Annotated in this window: 19 protein-coding genes and 1 pseudogene; 8 read left to right on the forward strand and 12 right to left on the reverse strand. The window is 73.3% G+C overall.

Annotated features, from left to right (window positions below; translation table 11 throughout):
- Positions 1-39: 39 nt before the first annotated feature.
- The gene (glnA, locus tag KBX43_RS22255) at positions 40-1,464 is read right to left on the reverse strand and encodes a type I glutamate--ammonia ligase (RefSeq protein ID WP_043329312.1); all 1,425 of its coding nucleotides are present in this window, start codon (positions 1,462-1,464) and stop codon (positions 40-42) included.
- A gap of 183 nt (positions 1,465-1,647) precedes the next feature.
- Between glnA and KBX43_RS22260 the strand changes: the two genes are divergently transcribed.
- Positions 1,648-2,049, forward strand: a complete 402-nt coding sequence (locus tag KBX43_RS22260; RefSeq protein ID WP_043329315.1) for an RDD family protein — start codon at positions 1,648-1,650, stop codon at positions 2,047-2,049.
- Positions 2,050-2,109: 60 nt separating this feature from the next.
- Here KBX43_RS22260 and KBX43_RS22265 read toward each other — a convergent pair whose 3' ends face one another.
- On the reverse strand, positions 2,110-2,799 hold the full coding sequence (locus KBX43_RS22265; protein ID WP_043329318.1) for a DUF4191 domain-containing protein: 690 nt from the start codon (positions 2,797-2,799) through the stop codon (positions 2,110-2,112).
- A gap of 215 nt (positions 2,800-3,014) precedes the next feature.
- Here KBX43_RS22265 and KBX43_RS22270 point away from each other — a divergent pair, with 215 nt between their 5' ends.
- Positions 3,015-3,185 (forward strand): hypothetical protein, encoded by a 171-nt coding sequence (locus tag KBX43_RS22270; protein ID WP_166456627.1) that lies wholly within the window; start codon positions 3,015-3,017, stop codon positions 3,183-3,185.
- 113 nt (positions 3,186-3,298) lie between these two features.
- Positions 3,299-6,220 (forward strand): AAA family ATPase, encoded by a 2,922-nt coding sequence (locus KBX43_RS22275; protein ID WP_307851567.1) that lies wholly within the window; start codon positions 3,299-3,301, stop codon positions 6,218-6,220.
- Here KBX43_RS22275 and KBX43_RS22280 read toward each other — a convergent pair.
- Both KBX43_RS22280 and lipA read right to left on the reverse strand, forming a co-directional pair.
- Positions 6,202-7,842: a DUF423 domain-containing protein gene (locus KBX43_RS22280; RefSeq protein WP_247677622.1), complete on the reverse strand. Its 1,641-nt coding sequence runs from the start codon at positions 7,840-7,842 to the stop codon at positions 6,202-6,204. The two genes, KBX43_RS22275 and KBX43_RS22280, sit on opposite strands and share 19 nt — an antisense overlap.
- A gap of 60 nt (positions 7,843-7,902) precedes the next feature.
- Positions 7,903-8,949 (reverse strand): lipoyl synthase, encoded by a 1,047-nt coding sequence (lipA, locus tag KBX43_RS22285; RefSeq protein ID WP_166456624.1) that lies wholly within the window; start codon positions 8,947-8,949, stop codon positions 7,903-7,905.
- A gap of 357 nt (positions 8,950-9,306) precedes the next feature.
- Between lipA and aspS the strand changes: the two genes are divergently transcribed.
- Complete coding sequence (gene aspS / locus KBX43_RS22290) at positions 9,307-10,593, forward strand: aspartate--tRNA(Asn) ligase (RefSeq protein ID WP_210886987.1); 1,287 nt, start codon at positions 9,307-9,309, stop codon at positions 10,591-10,593.
- A 531-nt stretch (positions 10,594-11,124) separates the two neighbouring features.
- On the opposite strand, the gene KBX43_RS22295 is transcribed toward aspS, so the two are convergent.
- The 3 genes from KBX43_RS22295 to KBX43_RS22305 form a co-directional block, all read right to left on the reverse strand.
- Complete coding sequence (locus KBX43_RS22295) at positions 11,125-11,517, reverse strand: VOC family protein (protein ID WP_210886990.1); 393 nt, start codon at positions 11,515-11,517, stop codon at positions 11,125-11,127.
- Between the two features lie 4 nt (positions 11,518-11,521).
- Complete coding sequence (gene lipB / locus KBX43_RS22300; RefSeq protein WP_043329324.1) at positions 11,522-12,163, reverse strand: lipoyl(octanoyl) transferase LipB; 642 nt, start codon at positions 12,161-12,163, stop codon at positions 11,522-11,524.
- Positions 12,164-12,233: 70 nt separating this feature from the next.
- Positions 12,234-14,009, reverse strand: a complete 1,776-nt coding sequence (locus tag KBX43_RS22305) for a DUF2079 domain-containing protein (protein ID WP_247677641.1) — start codon at positions 14,007-14,009, stop codon at positions 12,234-12,236.
- A 210-nt stretch (positions 14,010-14,219) separates the two neighbouring features.
- On the opposite strand from KBX43_RS22305, the gene KBX43_RS22310 reads away from it, so the two are divergent.
- Positions 14,220-15,455 carry a PHB depolymerase family esterase gene (locus KBX43_RS22310; RefSeq protein WP_210886996.1) on the forward strand — a complete coding sequence of 412 codons (1,236 nt, stop codon included), beginning with the start codon at positions 14,220-14,222 and terminating at the stop codon, positions 15,453-15,455.
- Between the two features lie 28 nt (positions 15,456-15,483).
- On the opposite strand, the gene KBX43_RS22315 is transcribed toward KBX43_RS22310, so the two are convergent.
- Positions 15,484-16,383, reverse strand: a complete 900-nt coding sequence (locus tag KBX43_RS22315; protein ID WP_210886999.1) for a TIGR01777 family oxidoreductase — start codon at positions 16,381-16,383, stop codon at positions 15,484-15,486.
- Between the two features lie 124 nt (positions 16,384-16,507).
- Between KBX43_RS22315 and KBX43_RS22320 the strand changes: the two genes are divergently transcribed.
- Positions 16,508-16,978 (forward strand): helix-turn-helix domain-containing protein, encoded by a 471-nt coding sequence (locus KBX43_RS22320; RefSeq protein ID WP_043331068.1) that lies wholly within the window; start codon positions 16,508-16,510, stop codon positions 16,976-16,978.
- Positions 16,979-16,989: 11 nt separating this feature from the next.
- A pseudogene (locus tag KBX43_RS31640) lies at positions 16,990-17,253 on the forward strand (PIN domain-containing protein); the annotation flags it as partial.
- Between the two features lie 313 nt (positions 17,254-17,566).
- On the opposite strand, the gene KBX43_RS22330 reads toward KBX43_RS31640, so the two are convergent.
- From KBX43_RS22330 to KBX43_RS22345, 4 genes are all read right to left on the reverse strand, one after another.
- Positions 17,567-18,577, reverse strand: a complete 1,011-nt coding sequence (locus KBX43_RS22330) for an aldo/keto reductase (RefSeq protein WP_064448294.1) — start codon at positions 18,575-18,577, stop codon at positions 17,567-17,569.
- 161 nt (positions 18,578-18,738) lie between these two features.
- Positions 18,739-19,617, reverse strand: coding sequence for an oxidoreductase (locus tag KBX43_RS22335; RefSeq protein WP_210887003.1), 879 nt, complete (start codon positions 19,615-19,617; stop codon positions 18,739-18,741).
- Between the two features lie 73 nt (positions 19,618-19,690).
- A complete protein-coding gene (locus tag KBX43_RS22340) occupies positions 19,691-21,025 on the reverse strand; it encodes a low temperature requirement protein A (protein ID WP_043329334.1) in 1,335 nt (444 codons plus the stop codon).
- A gap of 44 nt (positions 21,026-21,069) precedes the next feature.
- Positions 21,070-21,636 carry a TetR/AcrR family transcriptional regulator gene (locus KBX43_RS22345; protein ID WP_166456616.1) on the reverse strand — a complete coding sequence of 189 codons (567 nt, stop codon included), beginning with the start codon at positions 21,634-21,636 and terminating at the stop codon, positions 21,070-21,072.
- A 148-nt stretch (positions 21,637-21,784) separates the two neighbouring features.
- On the opposite strand from KBX43_RS22345, the gene KBX43_RS22350 reads away from it, so the two are divergent.
- Complete coding sequence (locus KBX43_RS22350) at positions 21,785-22,729, forward strand: SDR family NAD(P)-dependent oxidoreductase (protein WP_043329336.1); 945 nt, start codon at positions 21,785-21,787, stop codon at positions 22,727-22,729.
- Positions 22,730-22,763 lie beyond the last annotated feature (34 nt).

Genomic DNA, 22,763 nt, shown 5'->3' on the forward strand with positions numbered 1-22,763 from the left:
CCCACGCCGGGCCCGCCCGGCCGGTGCTGACGAGCGTGCTCAGCAGTCGAAGTACATCGCGAACTCGTGCGGGGTCGGGCGCAGGCGCACCGGGTCGACCTCGTTGGCCCGCTTCCACTCGACCCAGGTCGAGATCAGGTCCGGCGTGAACACGCCGCCGTCGAGCAGGTAGTCGTGGTCGGCCTCGAGCGCGGTGAGCACCTCCGGCAGCGAGCCCGGGACCTGCTTGACGTCGCCCCACTCCTCCGGCGGGAGGTCGTAGAGGTCCTTGTCGATCGGCGCCGGCGGCTCGATCTTGTTCTTGATGCCGTCCAGGCCGGCCATCATCATCGCGGAGAACGCCAGGTACGGGTTGCTGGACGGGTCCGGCACGCGGAACTCGACGCGCTTGGCCTTCGGGTTGCTGCCGGTGACCGGGATGCGGGTGCACGCGGAGCGGTTGCGCTGCGAGTAGACCAGGTTCACCGGCGCCTCGAAGCCGGGCACCAGACGACGGTAGGAGTTCACCGTCGGGTTGGTGAAGGCCAGCAGCGAGGGGGCGTGGTGCAGGAGGCCGCCGATGTACCAGCGGGCGGTGTCGGACAGGCCGGCGTAGCCGGTCTCGTCGTAGAACAGCGGCTCGCCGCCGCGCCAGAGGCTCTGGTGGGTGTGCATGCCGGAGCCGTTGTCACCGAAGAGCGGCTTGGGCATGAACGTCGCGGTCTTGCCGGCGGCCCAGGTCTCGTTCTTGACGATGTACTTGAACAGCTGGAGCTGGTCGGCGGCGTGCAGCAGCGTGGAGAACTTGTAGTTGATCTCCGACTGGCCGGCGGTGCCGACCTCGTGGTGCGAACGCTCGACGGTGAAGCCGCCGTCGACGAGGCGCCGCACGATCCGGTCACGCAGGTCGGCGTAGTGGTCGACCGGCGGCACCGGGAAGTAGCCGCCCTTGTAGGCGGTCTTGTAGCCGCGGTTGCCGCCCTCTTCGATCCGGCCGCTGTTCCAGGCGCCCTCGATCGAGTCGATGTAGTAGAACGACTGGTGGGCGGAGGTTTCGTGGCGGATGGAGTCGAAGATGTAGAACTCGGCTTCGGCGCCGAAGTAGGCGGTGTCGGCGATGCCGCTGGCGGCGAGGTAGGCCTCGGCCTTCTTGGCGACGTTGCGGGGGTCGCGGGAGTAGGCCTCGCGGGTGAACGGGTCGTGGATGAAGAAGTTCAGCGCGAGGGTCTTCTGCGTGCGGAACGGGTCGATGAAGGCGGTGGCGACGTCCGGCAGCAGGAGCATGTCGGACTCGTGGATGGCCTGGAACCCGCGGATCGAGGAGCCGTCGAAGGCGAGGCCGTCGGTGAACACGCTGTCGTCGAACGACTCGACCGGCAGGTTGAAGTGCTGCATCACGCCGGGCAGGTCACAGAAACGTACGTCGACGAACTTCACGTCCTCGTTGGCGAGGTATCGCAGGAGTTCCTCGGAATTGGCGAACACACGTCCTCCTGGCAGGTCCACTCCGGTAGCTAACTACTGGCGACGCTATGGCCGGGGGGTTGCCCGGCCGTGTCTCGTCTGTTTCCGCCGTGTTACGTCGCTTGCGGAGCGTCACTCCGGCACGCTCTGGCGGCGAATGTCGGATTTTTCGTCAGGGGTTGCGGCGGCGCTACCCTGGCCGCTGTGACCGATACCGCCGCCACACCGGTGCCGCCCGCCGCCGACCCCGCCTTCACTCCGCCCAGCCTCGGCCGCCGCTTCGGTGCCCTGATCATCGACTGGGTGCTGTGCCTGATGGTCGCCCGGGCCTTCTCCGACCCGGTCCGCGACGGCTGGCCGCCGGTCCTGGTGCTGATCCTGGAGTACGGCTTCTTCATCGGCCTGTTCGCCCAGACCCCCGGCATGTACTTGACCCGGCTGCGCTGCGTCGCCTGGGCCGACGGCGGCCGGATCGGGCTGCTCCGCGGGCTGCTGCGCGGACTCCTGCTGGCCCTCGTCGTGCCGGCCCTGCTCATGGACGAGCACAAGCGCGGCCTGCACGACCGGCTCGCCGGCGCCGTCGTCACCGACGCGCCGCGCCGCTGACCCGCACAAGAAAGGAGCCGGCCCCGCACGGGACCGGCTCCTTCTCGCGTACGCCGAAGGTCAGCGACCCCGGGTCTGCCGGAACGCGCCACGCGGCGGCCGCATGTTCTTCGGGACCGCGCCCTTGGGCATCTGCGGCCGCGCGGTCAGCGCCTTGAGCCGCTTGTCGAGCGCGTTGACGTCCTTCGGGGACAGGGCGCGGGGCAGCCGCATCAGCGTCATCCGCAGCTTGCGGACCGGCAGCTCACCCTCGCCCTGCCCGATCACGTAGTCGTGCAGCGGCGCCGTGCCGATCACCTTCGCCAGCCGGCGCTTCTCCTGGCCGAGCAGGCCACGCACACGCTGCGGGTTCCCCTCGGCCAGCAGGATCACGCCCTGGCGGCCCACCACCAGGTGCACCATGTCCATCTGCGTGGTGGAGCTGACCGCCGGGGTGACCCGCCAGTCGCCGCGCATGCTCTCCATGATCTGCGCCGCCGCGCCCGGCTGCCCCTCGGCGGCGTTCATCATCGCCTTGTTGGAGCGCAGGTTGAGCACGATCAGCACGGCCAGCAGGGCGAGCAGGATGCCGATCGGCAGCCAGATCCAGCCCCAGGCGATCACCGCGACCACGGTGAGCGCGAGCGGGATCAGCACCGCCGCCGCCGTCAGCGGCGCGAACCACTTGTCCTGCTTGGCGGTGAACCGGAACACCATCCCGATCTGCTTCAGCCGCTGGCCGAACGAGACCTTCTCCTGGGGCTTTGCCATGCCGCAGAGTCTAGTGGTCGGCGCACGTCACGTTGATCCGTGGCCGCCTCTTCCGGAGCGGGCTGAGTACCTTACGGCCGCGCGGCCCCTCGTCGGCCCTCAGGTAAGGAGGCGGCGGGGGCAAAGATCAGGCGGCGTACCCATGTGCCGGGGGCACCTTCGCGCGAAAAGTGGATCTCGACAGCGACGACAGACCCACGACAGGGAGATCCGACATGTTCGGCAACGACGCGGAGTTCATCCTGAGCATCCACCGCAGCCACGCCTCCGAACTGCAGGCCGACGCGGCGCAGGACCGGCTGGCCCGGTCGCTGCCCCGACGGCACCCGCGCGGCTGGCTGAGCCGCCGACAGCACCACGCCCGCATCACCGACGCCCGCCGGTGACCGCGCCGGCGGTCGTCGCCGGTCCGGCCGTCACGGGGGCGGCCGGGCCGGCGGCCACCGACCGCCCGATCGGCCAGGCGAGGCCGTCGGGGGGCCGTGGCATGCTCGACGGCGTGACAGTACGCGCCGCCAGCACCGTCCTCGTCGGCCGCCGGCCCGAGCTGACAGTGCTCGGCGACGCGCTGGCCCGGGCACGCTCCGGCGACCCGACGACCGTGCTCGTGGGCGGCGAGGCCGGGGTCGGCAAGACCCGGCTGCTGGAGGAGTTCGGCACGCACGTCCACACCGCCGGGGCGCGGCTGCTGGTCGGCCAGTGCCTGGAACTGGGCGAGGCCGGCCTGCCGTTCGCCCCGTTCGCGGCCGCGCTGCGCGACGTGCTGCGCCACGACGGGCCGGCCGCCTTCGCCGGCTTCGAGGCGGAGTTCGCCCGGCTGCTGCCCGAGCTGGCCCGGATGCCCGCAGGCGTCGCCGCGCCCGCCGGGCCGGCCCTCGCCGACACCCCGCGCGGCTACCTGTTCGACCTGGTCGCCGACCTGTTCCGGCGCATCGCCGAGGAACGCCCGCTGGTGCTGGTGATCGAGGACCTGCACTGGGCCGACCGCTCCACCCGCGACCTGATCGGCTTCCTGGTGCGGGCCGCCCGCGCCACCCGCCTGCTGGTGGTCTGCACGTACCGCACCGACGAGCTGCACCGCGGGCACCCGCTGCGGCCGTTCCTCGCCGAGCTGGACCGGGTCCGCGGCGTGGACCGGATCGAGCTGGGCCGCCTCGACCGCGACGGCACCGCCGCCGTGCTCGCCGACCTGCTCGGTGTCGAGCAGTTCGCCCGGACCGTGGACGACGTGCACGAACGCACCCAGGGCAACCCGTTCTTCATCGAGGAGCTGGCCGCCGCCGGTGGCCCGGTCGGCTGCGCCACCATCCCGGAGACGCTGCGCGACCTGCTGCTGGCCCGCGTCGACCGGCTGCCCGAGCCGGCCCAGCGGGTGCTGCGGATCGCCGCCGCCGGCGGCACCCGCTTCGCCCACCAGCTGCTCGCCGAGGTGGCCGGCCTGCCCGAGGCCGAACTGGAGGACGCGCTGCGCGCCGCCGTCGCCGGGCAGCTCGTGGTGGCCGACCCGGACGGCGACTACGAGTTCCGGCACGCGCTGGTCCGCGAGGCGGTGCACGACGACCTGCTGCCCGGCGAGCACGCCCGGCTGCACGCCCGGTACGCCGCCGCGATCGAGGCCCAACCCCACCTGGTCGCCGCCGGTCGCGCCCCGGCCGAGATCGCCCACCACTGGTATGCGGCGCACGACCACCCGCGCGCGCTCACCGCCGCCCGGGTCGCCGCCGAGGCAGCCGCCGAACGGTACGCGTACGCCGAGCAGAGCCGCCTGCTGGAGCGCGTCCTCGAACTGTGGGAGCAGGTGCCCGACGCCGCGGACCGGCTCGGCATGGACCACCTGCGGGTACTGGAGGACACGCTCATCGCCGCGGTCACCGCCGGTGACCTCAGCCGGGCGCTCACGCTCACCCGGGCCGCGCTGGCCGAGGTCGACTCTGACGCCGAACCGCTGCGCGCCGCCCGCCTGCTCGACCACCGGGGCCGGCTGTTCGCGCTGCTCGGCAAGAGCGACGGCGCGGCTGAGCTGCGCGAGGCGTACCGGCTGGCGGCCGGCGCCCCCGACGGCCCGGAACGGTTCGCCGTGCTGGCCGACATCGCGTCGCACCTGATGAAGGTCGACCCGCGCGAGGCCGCCACGGTGGCCGCCGAAGCCGCGGCCGGCGCGTCCGAGGTCGGCACCGACCTGGTGCTGCTGCCCACCCGGATCGCCCTGCTGCACCGCCTCGACGGCACGCCGGAGCGCGGGCTGGCCGAGCTGCGCCGGGTCGAGGCGCGGGCCCGTGCCGCCGGTGACTCGTGGGCCCTGGTCAGCGCGCTGGTCTTCCTCTCCGACGTGCTCTACGAGCTGGGCCGCTACGACGAGTCCGAGCAGGCGGCCGCGGCCGGGGTGACCGAGGCGCGCCGGGTCGGCATCAGCCGCTCGATCGGGGCGTACCTGCTGTCGAACCGGGCCGAGGCGCTGATCGCGCTGGGCCGCTGGGACGAGGCGGACGCCACCTGCGCCGAGGCGGCCCGCATCGACCCGCCGGGCGTCTCCGGTCTGCACTGGCTGCAACTGCGCGCCGGGCTGCACCTGGCCCGCGCCCACCCCGCCGCCGACGAGGTCGTCGGGCGGGCGCTGGCGTTCCTCAGCCGCCCCTACCTGTGGCCCAACCACCGGCTGCCGCTGCACGAGCTGCGCGTGGAGGCCGCGCTCGCCGTCGACGACAAGCTGGAAGCGGTACGCGCGGCGCGCGCCGCCCTGGCCGACCCGCACTTGGCCGACCTGCCGCGTGAGGGCTGGCCGGTGCTCGGCGCGGTGGCGCGTACCGCCGCGCTGACCGGTGACGCGACGCTCGCCGCCGACGTGTCCACGAGGGCCGCCGCGCTGCCCGCCCGGCATCCGGCCGAACAGGCGTACGCGGCGCACGTCACCGCCGTCCTGGCCGGGCTCGCGCCCACCGGTCCCGCCGGGGCGCTCGCGCAGTGGCGGGCGGCGGTGGCGGCGTGGCGGACGGCCGGGCAGCCGTACCCGCTGGGCCGGGCGCTGCTCGGGCTGGCCGAGGCGGCCGCCGCGGCGGGCGAGCGGGACGACGTGGCCGCCGCGGTACGGGAGACGGTCGAGGTGGCCGCCCGGCTGGGCGCCACCCCGCTGGGCGAGCAGGCGGCGACGCTGGCCCGCCGGGTCGGGCTGCGCGGCACCGGGCGACCCGGGCCGGACCTGCTGACCAGCCGGGAACGGGAGGTGCTGCGGCTGGTGGCCGAGGGGCACAGCAACAGCCGCATCGCCGAGCGGCTGTTCATCTCGCCGAAGACGGCGAGCGTGCACGTGTCCCGGATCATCGCCAAGCTGGACGTGACCAACCGGGTGGAGGCCGCCGCGCTGGCCCACCGCCTCGGTCTGCTCGACCCGCCACCGGGCCTGCGTCAGCGGCGTGGCAGGTAGATCCGCCAGCCGGCGACCGTGGCGACGTCGAGCGCGCCCGGTTCGGGGCCGAGGCGCGCGTCCAGCCGGGCGGCCAGCGGCGAGCCGGCGAGCGCCACCCAGGCGGCCTCCGGGTCGGCGGCCACCTCCCGCCGGTACGCGGGCAGCCGGTCGAATCCGGGGCGCAGGTCGTCCTCGACCACGGCGCAGAGCACGTTCTCGCCGGTGGCGTAGGTGAGCCGGTTGCACGTCCAGTAGCCGCCGCGCACGTGCCGGACGCCGAGCGCGCCGAGCGTGTCCACGAGCGAGCGGTGCCGGTCGGCCTCGGCGTGCACGGCCGGGGCCGCCCGGATCACCTCCACTGTGGTCGCCGCGCCGGTTCCGAGCACGCCCGCGAGCACCGCCAGCGCCCCGACACCCGCCACCCGGGCCCTAGCCCCGGCCGCCCGCCCGCCGGTCGCCTTGATCGACTCCACCTCGGCGAGTGGGCGGACGGCCTGCCACAGTGGCCAGAGCAGGGCGGGCACCGCCACCGCCAGGCACGACAGGTACCGGCTGCTCTCGATCGGCGTCCGCCCGGCCGCGTTGCTGACCGCGTAGGCGGCGAGGACCCCGGCCGCGCCGCCGAGCAGCGCCAGCCGCACCCCGGCCGACACCCGCTCCACCGAGCGTGGACCGCCCCAGGTTCGTCGCAGGGTGTGCCACGCGGTGAACGCGGCGAGCAGCAACAGCAGCGGGAACGCGAGCGCCCACCAGAGCTGCCAGGTGGCGCACCGGCCGGGCGAGCAGAAGCCCATCGCCAGCGGCGGCCCGAGCACCAGCCCGCCGTACAGCCGGTCGGCCCAGTCCGCGGCAGCGCCCGTGCCACCGGCCGCCAGCACCGCGCTCACCGGGTTGCGGCCGTGCCGGAGGCTGTCCACCAGCATCGGGGCCGCGCCCAGCAGCAGCGCCCCGGCCAGCACCACGCCGGCCCGCCCGGCCAGTTCCCGCCACCGCCACGCCACCAGCAGCGCGCCGAGCGTCAGCACGTACGGCAGGATCAGTGGGTCCACCCAGAGCAGCACTCCGGCGATCAGCCCCCAGGCCGCCCAGCGGGGCAGCCGTGCGCCCGCCCCGGTCACGCAGAGCCCGACGGTGAGCAGCGCCAGCGCCGCGCCGGCCGGGTTCAGCTCCGGATAGCCGCCACCGGCGATGAGCTGGTTCTTCACCACCCGGTCCGCGCCGAGCGCCAGCACGGCGACGACCAGCAGGGCGTACCAGCGGTCACCGCCGAGCCGCCGGGTCAGCCGCCAGGACAGCAGCAGGAACAACGCGTACAGCGCCAGCGTGGGCAGCCGCAGCACGAGCACCGACGGTCCGGCCAGCGCGATCAGCGGCGCGGCCAGGTACGCCTCCAACGTGCCCATGTACGCCTGGCCGTAGAACCACACCGGGAAGCCGTCGCCGCGGGCGATGTGCAGGGCGGCCAGCCCCATCGTCGCCTCGTCGCTGTTGGTGGGCGGCACGTCGGCGAACAGCAGCGCCAGCCGGTAGCCCACAGCGGCGAACCCGACGAGCACGGCGAGCAGCGTCGGCAACGGCAGCCGCCGGGGCGTACGGGAGCGCACGGTCTCGCGTGGCTCCTCGCGTACCCCGGCGGTCATGCCTGTGATCATGGCATCCGGCGGGCGGCCGGCGGCGGGTGACGCGGTCGACGGCCGGCCTCAGCCGGCGGCGACGACCTCCCGGCGGGCGTCGAGCGCCTGCTGGTAGAGGCGGCCCGCGCGGTACGACGAACGGACCAGCGGGCCGCTCATCACGCCCGCGAAGCCGATCTCCTCGGCCTCCTCGCGCAGCTCGACGAACTCCTCCGGCTTGACCCAGCGGGTGACCGGGTGGTGCCGGGGGGAGGGGCGCAGGTACTGCGTGATGGTGATCAGCTCGCAGCCCGCCTCGTGCAGGTCGCGCAGCGCCTGGGACACCTCGGCGCGCTCCTCGCCCATGCCCAGGATGAGGTTGCTCTTGGTGACCAGGCCGTCGGCGCGGGCCTGGCGGATCACGTCGAGCGAACGCTCGTAGCGGAACGCCGGGCGGATCCGCTTGAAGATGCGCGGCACTGTCTCCACGTTGTGGGCCAGCACCTCGGGCCGCGAGCCGAACACCTCGGCGAGCTGCTCGGGCACGGCGTTGAAGTCGGGGATCAGCAGCTCGACACCGCAGCCGGACTGCAGCGCGTGGATCTGCCGGACCGTCTCGGCGTAGAGCCAGGCGCCACCGTCGGGCAGGTCGTCGCGGGCGACACCGGTGATGGTCGCGTAACGCAGACCCATCGCGGCGACCGACTCGGCGACGCGCCGCGGCTCGTCGGCGTCGAACTCGGCCGGCTTTCCGGTGTCGATCTGACAGAAGTCGCAGCGCCGGGTGCACTGGTCACCACCGATGAGGAAGGTGGCCTCCCGGTCCTCCCAGCACTCGTAGATGTTGGGGCAGCCGGCCTCCTGGCACACGGTGTGCAGCCCCTCGCGCGAGACGAGCCCGCGCAACTGGGTGTACTCCGGGCCCATCTTGGCCTTGACCTTGATCCACGGCGGCTTGCGCTCGATCGGCGTCTCGGCGTTGCGTGCCTCGATCCGCAGCATGCGCCGCCCCTCCGGGGCGACCGTCGCGGGGCGCGCGGGCTGCTCAGTCGTCGGCGCGGATTGCTCGATCGTCACAAAACCGAGCGTACGCCGGTCGGCGCCGGTCGATGAACGGCGGGCGACCGCCGTCACCCCGGAATCGCTGTGACACCGGACACGAAGGGCCAAAAATCCCGGTCACACCGCGAGGCGCCCGGTGCTAGCGTGCCGGGCAGAGCTGTGACGGAGCCGAGTAACGGACCGATCCGCCAGTCGAGAGAGCCGCCGGTTGCTGCGAGGCGGTCTGGCGCCGGGCCGTGAAGACCCTCCCGAGCTGCGGGAAGAACAGCGCCTGTGCGCCCAGTAGAGCCCGCCCGGCCGGCCCCGGTGAAAAGGCGACGAACGAGGCTCCCGCCCCGGCGGGGGCGAAGGTGTGGTGGCACCGCGAGGTTCCCGCTCGCCCACACCTCCCTGGGGATCGCGTTGCGATTGGTCAAGGAGGTAGTCGTCGTGCAACGCATCCTGTCCTCCCAACTCCCCGCCCATGTGGGCGCCACCGTGCGGCTCGCCGGCTGGGTCCACCGCCGCCGGCTGCTCAAGTCGGTGGCCTTCCTGGTCCTCCGCGACGGCGGCGGGCTCGCCCAGGTGGTGGTCACCGCGCCCGCCGTGCGCGCGCAGGTCGAGGCGCTCACCGAGGAGACGGTCGTCGAGGTGGTCGGCACGGTGGTCGCGAACCCGGCCGCGCCCGCCGGGGTCGAGGTCGTCGAGCCGACGGTACGTCCGCTCGGGCCGCCCGCCGTCCCGCCCCCGTTCGACCTGTACCGGCCGGTGCTGACGGCCGGCCTGTCCACCCAGCTCGACCACGCGCCGGTCGCGCTGCGGCACCCGAGCCGATCCGCCGCGCTGCGGATCTCGGCGGCGGCCGTGTCCGGCTTCCGGGCCACGCTCGACGGGCAGGGCTTCGTCGAGGTGCACACGCCGAAGGTGGTCGCCTCGTCCACCGAGAGCGGGGCGAACGTGTTCGCGCTGGACTGGTTCGGGCGTCCCGCCTACCTGGCCCAGTCGCCGCAGTTCTACAAGCAGCTCATGGTGGGCGTCTTCGAGCGGGTGTACGAGGTCGGGCCGGTGTTCCGCGCCGAGCCGCACGACACCGCACGGCATCTGGCCCAGTACACGTCGCTCGACGTCGAGCTGGGGTTCGTGGCCGACCACCGGGACGTGATGGCGGTGCTGCGGGACACGCTGGCCGGGATGGTGGCGACAGTCGCCGACCGGGCGGACGGCGCGCTGGCCACGCTCGGCGTGACGGCGCAGCAGGTGCCGGCCGAGATCCCGGCGGTGCACTTCACCGAGGCGTTGACGATCGCCGGCGCGCCGCCTTCCGAACCCGATCTGGCCCCGGCGCACGAGCGGGCGTTGGGGGAGTGGGCGCTCCGCGAGCACGGCAGCGACTTTCTCTTCGTCACCGGCTATCCGATGGCGAAACGCCCCTTCTACACCCACCCGGACCCGGCGCGGCCCGCGTACTCGAACGGTTTCGACCTGCTGTTCCGCGGCGTGGAGCTGGTCACCGGCGGGCAGCGGCTGCACCGGCACGCCGACTACCTGGCCGCGCTGGCGGCGCGGGGCGAGCCGGTCGAGCCGTACGCCGGGTACGTGGACGCGTTCCGGCACGGCATGCCGCCGCACGGCGGGTTCGCGATCGGGCTGGAGCGGTTCGTCGCGCGGCTGACGGGCGCGGCGAACGTCCGGGAGGTGACCGCCTTCCCGCGCGACCTGCACCGCCTCGCGCCCTGACGGCTGCGCCCTCGCGCGGCTTGCTCCGTGCCGGTCCGCGGCGGCGGGCTCGCTCCTAGCCGGTCCCGGTTCCGACCCCGATGGCGGGCGCGGGCTCGGCATCGGGCCGGCGGTCTCGCCGCCGACCTCCGGAATCGGTTCGGATCTGCCACTGAGCGTGACGAGAGATCGCTCGGCCTAGTGGTCACTCTCGGTGAGGGTTGTTGCGGGGCGGTCGAGAGGCCCTCGGCGTCGGCGGATTGCGCTGAGCTGGGGTTATGGCGGACTGCCGTCCGGAGGGAGGGAAGGGTGTCTGCGCCCTTTGCTCTGCAGCCACGAGCGCAACGGTCGACCGGGCGTGATCGTTGCGGATCTGGCTGCAGAGCAAAGTCGGCGAGAGGTCACATGCCGCGGACGCGGCGTTGTCACTCACCGTGACCGATGGCGGGGTGGGGGCTGGGCGAGCGGCGGTTCTGGGCGGACGGCGATCCGGACCGGTCGGCCACCGCGCCGCCGAGCGGTCGGGCCGGGCCGATCGGCCGGACCGGGCGGTCAGGCCGGGCCGAGCAGGTCCCAGGGGTTGCCGGCGATGTCGCGGAAGACCGCGACCCGGCCGTACGGCTCGGTGCGGGGCGGCCGGACGAACTCGACCCCCGCGTCGGCCATCCGGCGGTACACCGCCTCGAAGTCGTCGACCTGGAGGAAGAAACCCACCCGGCCGTGGGTCTGGTCGCCCACCGCACCGGCCTGGTGCTCACCGTCGGCGCGGGCCAGCAGCAGGCCGGTCCCACCGCCCGGCGGGCGTACGACCACCCAGCGCTTGGGCCGGCCGTCGTTCGTCAGCGAGGGCTTGTCCTCGGCCAGCTCGAAGCCGAGCACCTCGGTGAAGAAGGCGATCGCGGGGTCGTACTCGGTCACGACGAGCGTGACCAGGTCGAGCCGCACGGGTTCAGACCTGCGTCAGCGTCGGCAGGTGCCGCTCGACCACCGGCAGCACGTCGGCGACGGTGATCGGCCGGCCCAGCTCGGCGGTCAGCGAGGTGACCCCGGCGTCGCGGATGCCGCAGGGCACGATCCGGTCGAAGAAGCCCAGGTCGCAGTCGCAGTTGACGGAGAAGCCGTGCAGCGTGACGCCGCGGGCCACCCGGATGCCGATGGCGGCCACCTTGCGGGCCGGGCCCCTGTCGTCCTCCGGCACCCACACGCCGGAGCGCCCCTCGACCCGGCCGGCGGCCAGCCCGAACTCGGCGCACACGTCGATCAGCAGCTGCTCGGTGCGGCGGACGTACGCGACCACGTCGACCGGGTCGGGCAGCCGGACGATCGGGTAGCCGACGAGCTGCCCCGGACCGTGCCAGGTGATCTTCCCGCCGCGGTCCACGTCCACCACCGGGGTGCCGTCCATCGGGCGGTCCCACGGCTCGGTGCGCTTGCCGGCGGTGTAGACGCTGGGGTGCTCCAGCAGCAGCACCGTGTCGCCCTGCTCGCCGGCCACCACCGCCTCGTGCAGCCGGCGCTGCTCGTCCCAGGCGGCCTGGTAGTCGAGCAGGCCGGCGCGGACGGCGGTCAGCCCGGAAGTCGTCACGCTCACCCGTCCAGCCTAGTCCCGCCCCCCGGGAACCGGACCCGTGAGCCTCGTCGCCATCGGGCCGAGGTGGCGGTCAGTCCGGCACCCGCCACAGCCAGACGTCCTCCACCCGCTCCGGCTCGCCGAGCAGCGCGGTGGCGGTACGCCGCAGCGCGTCCTCGTCGACGTCGTACTTCGCGCCGTGCACCCGGTCGGGAAGCACCACCGCCCGCACGCCCCAGTGGCGCAGGTCCGCCCGGGACTCGCGGATGCTGCCGTCGGTGATGATCGGCACCAGCCCGGTCCGGCCGGCCTGGTCCATCAGTGAGTCGAAGGTGCGCGGCACCGGCCCGATCCGGCCCCGGCCCTCCGGCCCGCCCGGCCCGAGGAAGAACCCGGCCGGGATGCGGAACTCACCCTGCCGGTGGGCCAGCGCGTATGCCTGCCAGCGCTGCCCGTCCGGATACACGTCGACGGTCAGCGGCAGCGGGGTCAGCACCCCGTCGGGCGGGACGTAGCGCTGCCAGGCGCCACTGGTGATGAACGCCGGGATCGGTTCGCGGACGCTGGTCAGCAGTGGCGTCGGCACCAGCGGCAGCAGCGCGGCGACGAACCCGAGCGCCCAGGCCACGCCGACGGCGCGGCGCCGGGGCGGCCGGGCGCGCAGCGCGTCGATCGCGTACGCCAGCAGCAGGCCGATCACCGGCGCGACGACAAGGGCCAGCCGGGACGGCAGCGCCGCGTTGATCACCGGCAGGTTGTCCAGCACCCCGAACGGCAGCGTCTGCTCGAAGCGGCGGCCGTTCCACTTCACCGTCGGCCCCCACGACAGCACCGCGAAGACCACCGCGGTCACCCCGAGCGCCGCGAGGGTGGCCCGGAACGCCCGGTCCGCGCGCCACCACAGCAGCGCGAAGCAGGCCAGGCCGAGCACGAGCAGCGGTACGCCGAAGAACGAGTTCTCCTCCGTCGGGTTGGGCGCCAGCGAGGTGTCCCACCCGGCCCAGCCGGCCAGCGACCGGCGCGGGTACGACCCGTACGCGGCGATGTCCTCGGAGTGGATCAGCGGATCGAAGCCGGTGCCGTGGAACCGCTGCGGCCCGAGGAAGTGCAGCCAGAGCGGGTACGCCAGCAGCGCTCCGGCGACGAGCGCGGTGACTCCGAGCCCGGCCGCCATCCGGGGCAGCGCGGCGCGTACCTCCGGCCACCGGGCCGGGTGCAGCGCCCAGACGGCGAGGAACACGCCGAGCGCCAGCGCGGTGAAGAACAGCCCTTCGGCGGCGATCGAGAACGCGGCCGCCACCAGCAGCCCGAGCACGATCCCGCCGGTGACCGCGCGGCCGGGGCGGCGCAGCCGGAACACGCCCCAGATCAGCAGCGGCACCAGCCAGCCGGCGGTCCAGTTCAGGTGCGCGTTGGCGTGCGACACCATCGCCGGGCAGAAGGCGATGAACAGCGCCCCCACACCGGCGGCCAGCCGGCTGCGCACCAGGTACCGGCTCAGCAGCCAGTACCAGGCCACCGCGGTGGCGGCGAGGTTGAGCGTGAGGATCACCAGGAACGTCGCGGGCGGCCCGATCAGGTACGTCAGCGGCGCGAAGACCGCCGCGTACACGGTGATCGAGGTGTTCACCGCGAGGTTCACCCCGTCCGGGACGTTGATCAGCGTGGTGTAGAGCGGGTTCTCCCCGTGGGTGAGCGCGTGCCCGCCGAACGCCAGCAGCCACTCGAACAGCGCCTGGTCGCTGGAGTTGACCGTGATGGCACGGCTGTTCGGATCACGCCACATGCCGCTGGCGACCCAGAAGGCCAGAGCCAGGGCGGCGAGCGTCACCAGCAGGTCGGCCCGCCGGTCACGGACGCGGGTCATCGACGGCCCGGTGGCCAGGAACGGGGAGGACGGCACGCAGCGGACGTTACCAACCGGACCTGGGCAGACCGCCCGGACACGAAACTCACCCGCACACTTCGGCGGTCGTGAATGTGTGAGCGGCGGCCATTCCGGTGTGACGAAACGCAGCCGTAACGTCGCGGCAACCCGGAGGTGACTCAGTTCACATTCCACGATCGGGAGGTTCCCGTGCCCCGCTCCTCATCCCTCATCGCCCGCGTCGCCGGGGCGGCGGCCGGGGTCGTGCTGGCCGCGGCCACCGCGCTGGTCGCCGCCCTCCCCGCCCAGGCCGCCACGCTCACCCAGGTCACCGGCTTCGGCTCCAACCCCGGAAACCTGACCATGTACGCGTACCGCCCGGACGGCCTGCCGGCCGGCGCGCCCGCCGTGGTGCTGCTGCACGGGTGCGTGCAGAACGCCTCGACCTACGTCGCCAACTCCGGCTGGCAGAAGTACGCCGACCAGTGGAAGTTCACGCTCATCGCGCCGCAGCAGCCCAGCGGCAACAACGCCAACTCCTGCTTCAACTGGTTCGAGGCCGGTGACACCGCCCGCGGTCAGGGCGAGGCGCTGTCGATCAAACAGATGGTCGACTACGCCAGGACCACCTACGGCACCGACGGCGCCCGCGTGTACGTCAGCGGCCTCTCCGCCGGCGGCGCGATGAGCGCGGCCATGCTCGCCGCCTACCCCGACGTCTTCGCCGGCGGCTCGATCATCGCCGGCATCCCGTACCGCTGCGCGACCAGCACCGTCACCGCGTTCAGCTGCATGAACCCGGGTGTGGACAAGACCCCGGCCCAGTGGGGCGACCTGGTCCGCGGCGCGTACGCCGGCCACACCGGCAAGCGGCCCCGGGTGGCGATCTGGCACGGCACCAGCGACACCACTGTGGCGACCGCGAACGCCGCCGAGTCGCGGGACCAGTGGACGAACGTGCTGGGCCTGTCGACCACCCCGACCAGCACGTCCACGCTGCCGTCCGGCACGAGCCTGGAGGTCTACGGCAACGACCAGGTCCGCCTCTACCGGGTCTCCGGCATGGGCCACGGCACCCCCGTCGACCCGGGTACCGGCACGGACCAGTGCGGCACCGCCGGGGCGTACTTCCTGGACACCATCTGTTCGACGTACCGGGACGCGCTCTTCTTCGGCCTCGGTGGTGGCGGCGCCTCGCCGAGCCCGACCCCGACGGCGACCGCGTCGCCCACCCCCACCGCGTCGCCCTCGCCCACGCCCTCGCCGACGGCGGCGCCGGTCTGCGTCACCGCCAGCAACTACGCGCACGTGGTGGCCGGGCGGGCCTACCAGTCCGGCGGGTACGCCTACGCGCTGGGCAGCGGGCAGCGGATGGGCCTCTACAACACGTTCTACACGAGCACGCTCAAGCAGACCGGGCCCGCGTACTGGGTGATCGGCTGCTGAACCGCAACGCCGCGCCGCCCTCGCGGGCTCACTCCGTGAGGGCGGCGTGCAGCGCGCCCGGCAGGTCCGGATGGGTCCAGGGGAAGCCGGACTTGTCGAGCACGCCCGGCAGCACCCGGGTGCTGGTGAGCGCCTCCTGCGAGAAGCCGCCGAGCACCACCTTCAGCGCCACCGCCGGGATCGGCATGATCGCGGGGCGGTGCAGCTGACGGGCGAGTTCCCGGGTGAACTCGGCGTTGGTGACCGGCGCCGGGCCGACCACGTTGACCGGCCCCGCCACGTCGTCGCGGTCGAGCAGGAACTTCGCCGCGTTCAGCCAGTCCCGCATCGAGATCCACGGCAGCCACTGCCGCCCGTTGCCCAGCTTGCCGCCGACGCCGAGCCGGAACGGCAGGAGTTGCGGCTTGAGCAGGCCGCCGTCGCGGTGCAGCGGCAGCCCGGTACGCAGCCGCACCACCCGTACGCCCGCGTCCTCGGCCGGCCGGGTCGCGGCCTCCCACACCCGGCAGACGTCGGCGAGGAACCCCTCACCGGCCGGCGCCTCCTCGGTGACCGCGCGGTCACCGGTGTCGCCGTACCAGCCGACCGCCGAGGAGTTCAGCAGCACCGCGGGCCGGTCCGCGGTGGGCAGACCGGCGATCGTGATGGCGAGCGTGGTGGTGCTGTCCACGCGGCTGGTCCGGATCAGCTTCCGGTACTCGTCGTTCCAGCGCTTGTCGCCCACCCCGGCCCCGGCCAGGTTCACCACCGCGTCCGCCTCGGCGACGCACTGCGGGTCCAGTTGCGCGGCGGACGGGTTCCACTGGCGCTCGGCGGGTGTGCGTGGTGGGCGGCGGACCAGGCGGGTGACCTGGTGGCCGTCCGCGGTGAGGCAGTCGACCAGTCGGGTGCCGAGGAAACCGGACGCGCCGGCCATGAGGATCCGCATGCTCACATCTTCGAGTACGCGGCGCTATTCGGATGCGTGGAGCGAAATCACTCACTCGTCACGCCCACCCGTCACGCGCGCTGAACGCGTTGCGTTTTTTTCGAATAGCGATACCCTTGTGGTCATGAGCAGCGCGCTGCGTGAACGTACCGTCCTTCCTCCGGACGACCCGGCTGAGCTGGCCCGGTTCGTGCACGAACTGCGGAGCGCCAGCGGTCGTGCGCGGGCCAGGCTGGTCGGGCCGGACGGGTCCGAGATCGAGATCCCCGACGAGTTGTACGGAGTGCTGCGGGACGTGGTGACGGCACTGTCCGAAGGGCTTGCGATCTCCATCGCACCGCACAACACGATGCTGACGACCCAGGAGGCGGCAGACCTGCTCAACATCTCCCGGCCCACGCTGGTCCGGTTGCTGTCCGAGGGCGAGATGCCGCACACGATGCGCGGCCGTCACCGGCGAGTCATGCTCCGGGACGTTCTCGACTACCAGGAGCGGACCCGGCAGGCACGCCGCCGGACGCTCGACCGAATGACCGCCGAAGCCGAGGAAGACGGCCTGTACGACGCGACGGCCACACCGCGCAGGACGAGATGAGCGTGACCTGAGTGGCGTTCCCGGCTTTTCTCGACACCTGCGTCCTCTCCCCGGCGCATCTCTGCGACACCCTGCTGCGGCTGGCCGAGGTCGCCGCCTACCGGCCCCTCTGGTCCAGGGACGTCCTTGACGAGCTGCGACGCAACCTGATCGCACGAGGCATCGCGGAGGAGCGGGTCGACCGCCGGATCGGCCAGATGTCCGAGGCGTTCCCGGACGCCATGGTCAGCGGGTACGAGTCGCTCATCGACGGCATGTCCAACGATCCCAAGGACCGGCACGTGCTGGCTGCCGCCGTCCGGGCGAACGCGGAAGTGCTGGTCACGTTCAACGTCGGTGATTTTCCCGAGGCGTCGCTCAAGTCCTTCGACATCGTGGCGATGCACCCGGACGACTTCCTGCTCGACCAGCTGGACCTCTACCCGGGGCAGACACTGGACGTCCTGCACCGCCAGGCGGCCGCCTACCGCAGGGAGCCGACGACCGTACCGGTCTGCTCGTACTGCTGGGACGCACCGGCCTGCCCCGGTTCGCCGCGGAGGTCCGCCGGCACCTCTGAGGCGGCCCCCCCGCGGCGGGACAGAGCGGTCAGGCGTCGGCCGGGGCGGTGCGCAGGTCGGCGAGCAGGCGTTCCACCTCGGCGAAGGCCGCCTCCGGCAGCGGCCCGTACGCCAGCGCTCCCAGGTTCTCCTCGGCCTGCGCGACGGTCCGGCAGCCGGGAATCGGCAGCGTGTGCGGGCTGCGGGCGAGCAGCCAGCCCAGCGCGCCCTGGGCGAGCGTGCGGCCGTCGGCGGTCAGCGCCGCACGGACCCGGGCCACCCGCTGCGCCCACTCGGCGCGCGGTACGCCGCCGGTGAACCAGTCCAGCCACTCCGGTGCCACACCACGCACGTCGTCGCCGCCCCGGGCGGTCGGCGCGTCCTGGTACTTCGCGGTGAGCAGGCCCATCGCCAGCGGCCCTCGATTGAGGCTCGCCAGGTCGAACTCCGCGCACACCGCGAGCATGGCGGCGTTGTCCCGCAGCACCGACTGGTCGTGCTGGATCGCCGCGCAGTGCGGTCCCGCCTCGGCGAAGGCGCGCGCCGAGGCGGGGTCGTCGGTGCTCCAGCCGTACGCGCGAATCTTCCCCTCCGCGACCAGGTCCTCCAGCGTGCCGACGAGGTCCAGCGCCCGTGGCACCGGCAGACCGCCCAGGTGGAGCTGGTAGAGGTCGACGTGGTCGGTGCCGAGCCGACGCAGCGAACCCTCCAGGCTGCGCCGCGCGTACTCGGGACTGGCGTCCTCGCCGAGCGCCTGGCGGGTCTCCTCGTCGGTGGGATAGCCGAACTTGGTCGCGATGACCGCGCGGTCCCGGCGGCCCGCCAGCGCGCGCCCGAGTACCCGCTCGCTGTGCCCGGCGCCGTAGTTGCTGGAGGTGTCGAACAGCGTCGCGCCCAGGTCGAGAGCCCGGTGGACGGTACGCACCGACTCGTCGTCGTCCACCTCGCCCCAGCCCAGCGGCTGCGTGCCGTCCCAGAGCGGGCCGCCGATCGCCCAGCAGCCCATGCCGATCGCGCTGACCTCGATGCCGCTGCGGCCCAGCCGTCGTGTCGTCGTCATGCGCCCAGTGTTCACTTTCGAGTGTGCTCGAAGTCCAGCGCTTTTCCGGCCAGCCGGGGCAGCAGCGCGTCGAGCGCGTCGACGGCTCCTGCCCGCCAGACCGTAAGGAAGGGCCCCTTCTTAACGCCTGGCGAGGTGAAAGGGCCCCTTCTTAACACGTGTCACACGGCGTCGAGGCGGGCCAGGTCGGCGGGGGAGAGGCGCAGCGCGGCGGCGGCGACGTTCTGCTCCAGGTGCGCCGGGTCGCCGGTCCCGGGGATGGCCAGCACGTTCGGGCCGCGGGCCAGCGTCCACGCCAGCCGGACCTGGGCCGCCGTCACGCCGTGCTCCCGGGCCACCGCGAGCACGTCCGGGTGCTCCTCGCCGGTCGCGCCGGCCTCCCGACCGCTGGTGACGAGGGAGAAGAACGGCACGAACGCGGTGCCGTGCGCGGCGCAGTCGCGGATCAGCTCGTCGTGCTGACGGCGGTAGCCCAGGCCGTACGAGTTCTGCACACACACCACCGGTGCGATGGCGCGCGCCTCGGTGACCTGGTGGGGGCGTACGGCGGAGACGCCGAGGTGCCGGATCAGCCCGGCGTCGCGCAGCTCGGCGAGCGCGCCGAAGTGCTCGGACAGCGGCTCCGGGCCGTGCACCCGCAGGTTCACCACGTCCAGGTGGTCGCGGCCGAGCTGGCGCAGGTTCTCCTCCACCTGGCCGCGCAGCTGGTCCGGGCGGGCCGCCGGCAGCCACTGCCCGGACGGGTCCTTGCCCGGCCCGACCTTGGTCACGATGACCAGATCCTCCGGGTACGGCCACAGCGCCCGGTTGATCAGCTCGTTGGCCGAGCGCAGCGGCGAGAAGTAGAACGCGGCCGTGTCGATGTGGTTGACGCCCAGCTCGACGGCGCGGCGCAGCACGGCGACGGCCCGGTCGCGGTCGCTCGGGCTGCCGTCGGCGTTCGCGGTCAGCCGCATCGCGCCCAGGCCCATCCGGTTGACGGTCAGGTCGCCGAGCTGCCAGGCGCCGGCCGCGCCGGCGTGGACGGTGTCGATGGTCATGTGGCCCCCGTATCCCTCAGGTGTGGCCCCGCGGCGGGGCCGACAGGTTTCACGGAGGCGGCGGGCCGGTGGTTCACTCGCCTTCGTCGCGGTCGTCGGGCCGTTCGTGCCAGCGGGCCCGCCAGGCCGCCTCGTGCGCCTCGTGGCTGGCGCGTTCCTCGAAGACCAGCTTCCGCAGGGCCCGCCGGCCCTCGTCGAAGACGATCACTTCGACGGCCACCATACCCACCGTGATGGCGGTGAGCATGCCCAGCGCGGCCAGCCCCGGCACCCGTTCCGCGACCGGGATGCTCAGGCCGAGCAGCAACGCCGTCGCGACCCGCGTCCAGCTCAGCGTGCGCAGGGTACGGAGCTGGAACAGCATGTTGCCGCAGAGATAGCAGATCACGCCGCCGAACAGCAGCGGCACGCTCGGCCCGTGCCCCGGCTCGCTGGGCGGCACGTTCGGGTCGGCGATGCCGTGCACTATCGTCTCGGCGCCGAGCGCGAACAGGATGATGCCCGCGATCATCGGCAGGAACAGGTAGGCGTACGCGTCCCGGGCCATCGCCACCCGGGGGCCGTCCTGCGCGACGTGCAACGCGATCCGGGCGGCCGGCCCGATCATGTCGTAGTGCGCCCACCAGAGCGCGGCGGTGAAGAAGATGCCGAGCACGGCCGCGGTCACGGCCGGCCAGGTGGGCGGCTGGCCGAGCAGGTTGCTGCCGACGCCGACCGAGATCACGGACTCGCCCAGCGCGATGATCAGGATCAGGTCGTACCGCTCGGTCCAGTGTTCGGCCGATGCGACGCCCCAGCCCCAGGTGCCGGCGAGGATGCCGGTGCCGTACTGGAGCAGGACGACCACCGCCCACAGCACGTCGCGGAGCACCGCCGCGGAGAACAGGTCGTCGATCCTCGGCGGCAGCAGCGCGGCGACCAGCAGCAGCGCGGTGCTGCCGATCAACTCCGGGGCGAACCGGAGGAGTTGCCGGCGCTCGTTCGGGCTGTCCCGGACCGCGTGCCGGTACAGCAGCAGGTGGATCAACCGCAGGACGGTGTAGCTGAGCGCCGCGACCATCGGCCCGGCCGCGTTGCCGGTCGGGTCCCGGAACGCCTGTGGCAGCGACAGCGCGAACGTGAACAGCGCGGCCATGCCGACTGTCATGAGCACCGGGACGAAGCCTTCGCCGAGGCGTACCCGGGTGGCGACCACGCTGTGCACCACCCACGACCACCAGAGCACGGCGAGGACCAGCAGCGCGTGCAGCAGCGCCCCGCCGGTCACCTGCAGGGCGGTGGCCCGGGTGATGATGAAGAACGAGAAGACGAAGACCAGGTCGAAGAAGATCTCGAACCGGTCGACGCGGGCGCCCGGGGCCACCGGCACCGCCGGCCCCAGGCGTCCCCGCCACCGGTTCGAGCCCACCGGCCGAGTCTGTCAGCGCAGGTCGGGCCGGGTGGCCGATTCGGTCAGCCCGTCCGGTGGCGCAGGCCGTCCATCAGCAGGTCGAGCAGGCGTCCGGCCTGGGCGCGCTGGTCCGGCTCGCCGGCCACCAGGGACACTCCGCTGAGGCTGGCGAGCACGTCGGCGGCGGCCACGTCGGCGCGTACGGCACCGGCCGCCGCGCCGGCGGCGAGGAGTTCGCCGAGCGCGGCCAGCAGCAGGTCGCGGCTCTGCGCGTACGGGTTGGCGCCTGCGGCGATGACCAGCCGCAGCGCGTCGGCCATGCCCCGCTTGGTGGCGAGGTAGTCGACGAACCGGTCCATCCACGTGCGCAGCGCCACGTCGGCGGGCCGGGTGGCGAGCAGCGCCGGCGCGGCGTCGCAGAGCTTCTCCAGCTCGTTGCGGTACGCCGCCTCGATGAGCGCTTCCCGGCTGGGGAAGTGGCGGTAGAGCGTGCCGATCCCGACCCCGGCCTCCTTGGCGACGCGGTCGAGCGTTACCTCCGCGCCCGCCTGGGAAAACGCCTGCACCGCGGCGTCCAGCAGGCGCTGCCGGTTGCGCAGCGCGTCGGCGCGCAGCGGTCGGTCGGGCACGGTTCCTCCTCGGCTCGACCGGGTCGCGGGCCCGGGTCGGTGGTAACCGGAGTCTCCTCCGGTTATGCTGAGCAAGTAACGGAGGATCCTCCGCTTCTCATCGTAGCGGGCGGACATCGGTCCGCGTCGCCGTCGACAAGGATGGACCATGACAACCCCGACACCAGTCACGACCCCGTTCGACTCCGAGACCACCGCCCTGGAAGTGGTCCGCGACCTGGACCTGACCGGCCGGCGGGCCGTCGTCACCGGCGGCGCCTCCGGGATCGGTGTGGAGACCGCCCGCGCGCTCGCCTCCGCCGGAGCGGACGTCACCCTCGCCGTCCGCAACACCGAGGCCGGTCAGCGCGCCGCCGCCGAGCTCACCGGCGCCACCGGCAACGACCGGATCCTGGTCGCCCCGCTCGACCTGGACGATCTCGCGTCGGTGGCCGCGTTCGTCCGGAACTGGGACGGGCCGCTGCACATGCTCGTCAACAACGCCGGGATCATGGCCTCCCCGGAGATGCGTACCGAGCAGGGCTGGGAGATGCAGTTCGCCACGAACCACCTCGGGCACTTCGCGCTCGCCACCGGACTGCGCCCGGCGCTCGCCGCGGCCGGCGGCGCGCGGATCGTCTCGGTCAGCTCGGCCGCCCACCTGAGGTCGCCGGTGGAGTTCTCCGACATCCACTTCCGGCAGCGGCCGTACGACCCGTGGCTGGCGTACGGGCAGTCCAAGACCGCGAACGTGCTCTTCGCGGTGGAGGCGACCCGGCGCTGGGCCGACGACGGCATCTGGACCAACGCGCTGATGCCCGGCGCGATCCGGACCAACCTGCAGCGCTACATCACCGAGGAGGAGTTGGCCCGGATGCGCGCGCAGAGCGGTGGCGGCGCGGCCTCGTTCAAGACCCCGGAGCAGGGCGCGGCGACCTCGGTGCTGGTCGCCACCTCACCGCTGCTCGACGGCGTCGGCGGCCGGTACTTCGAGGACTGCCAGGAGGCCGGGCCGAACCAGCCGGGCACGCGGACCGGCTGGGCGCCGTACGCCCGGGACCCGGAGGCCGCCGAGCAGCTCTGGACGGTATCCGAGGAGCACCTGAAGGGCTGAGGCCGCTGACGACGAAGGGGGCGCGCGGCATGTC

Origin of the sequence: Micromonospora sp. C41 (assembly GCF_018070485.1) — a bacterium.
Taxonomy (GTDB): domain Bacteria; phylum Actinomycetota; class Actinomycetes; order Mycobacteriales; family Micromonosporaceae; genus Micromonospora; species Micromonospora chalcea.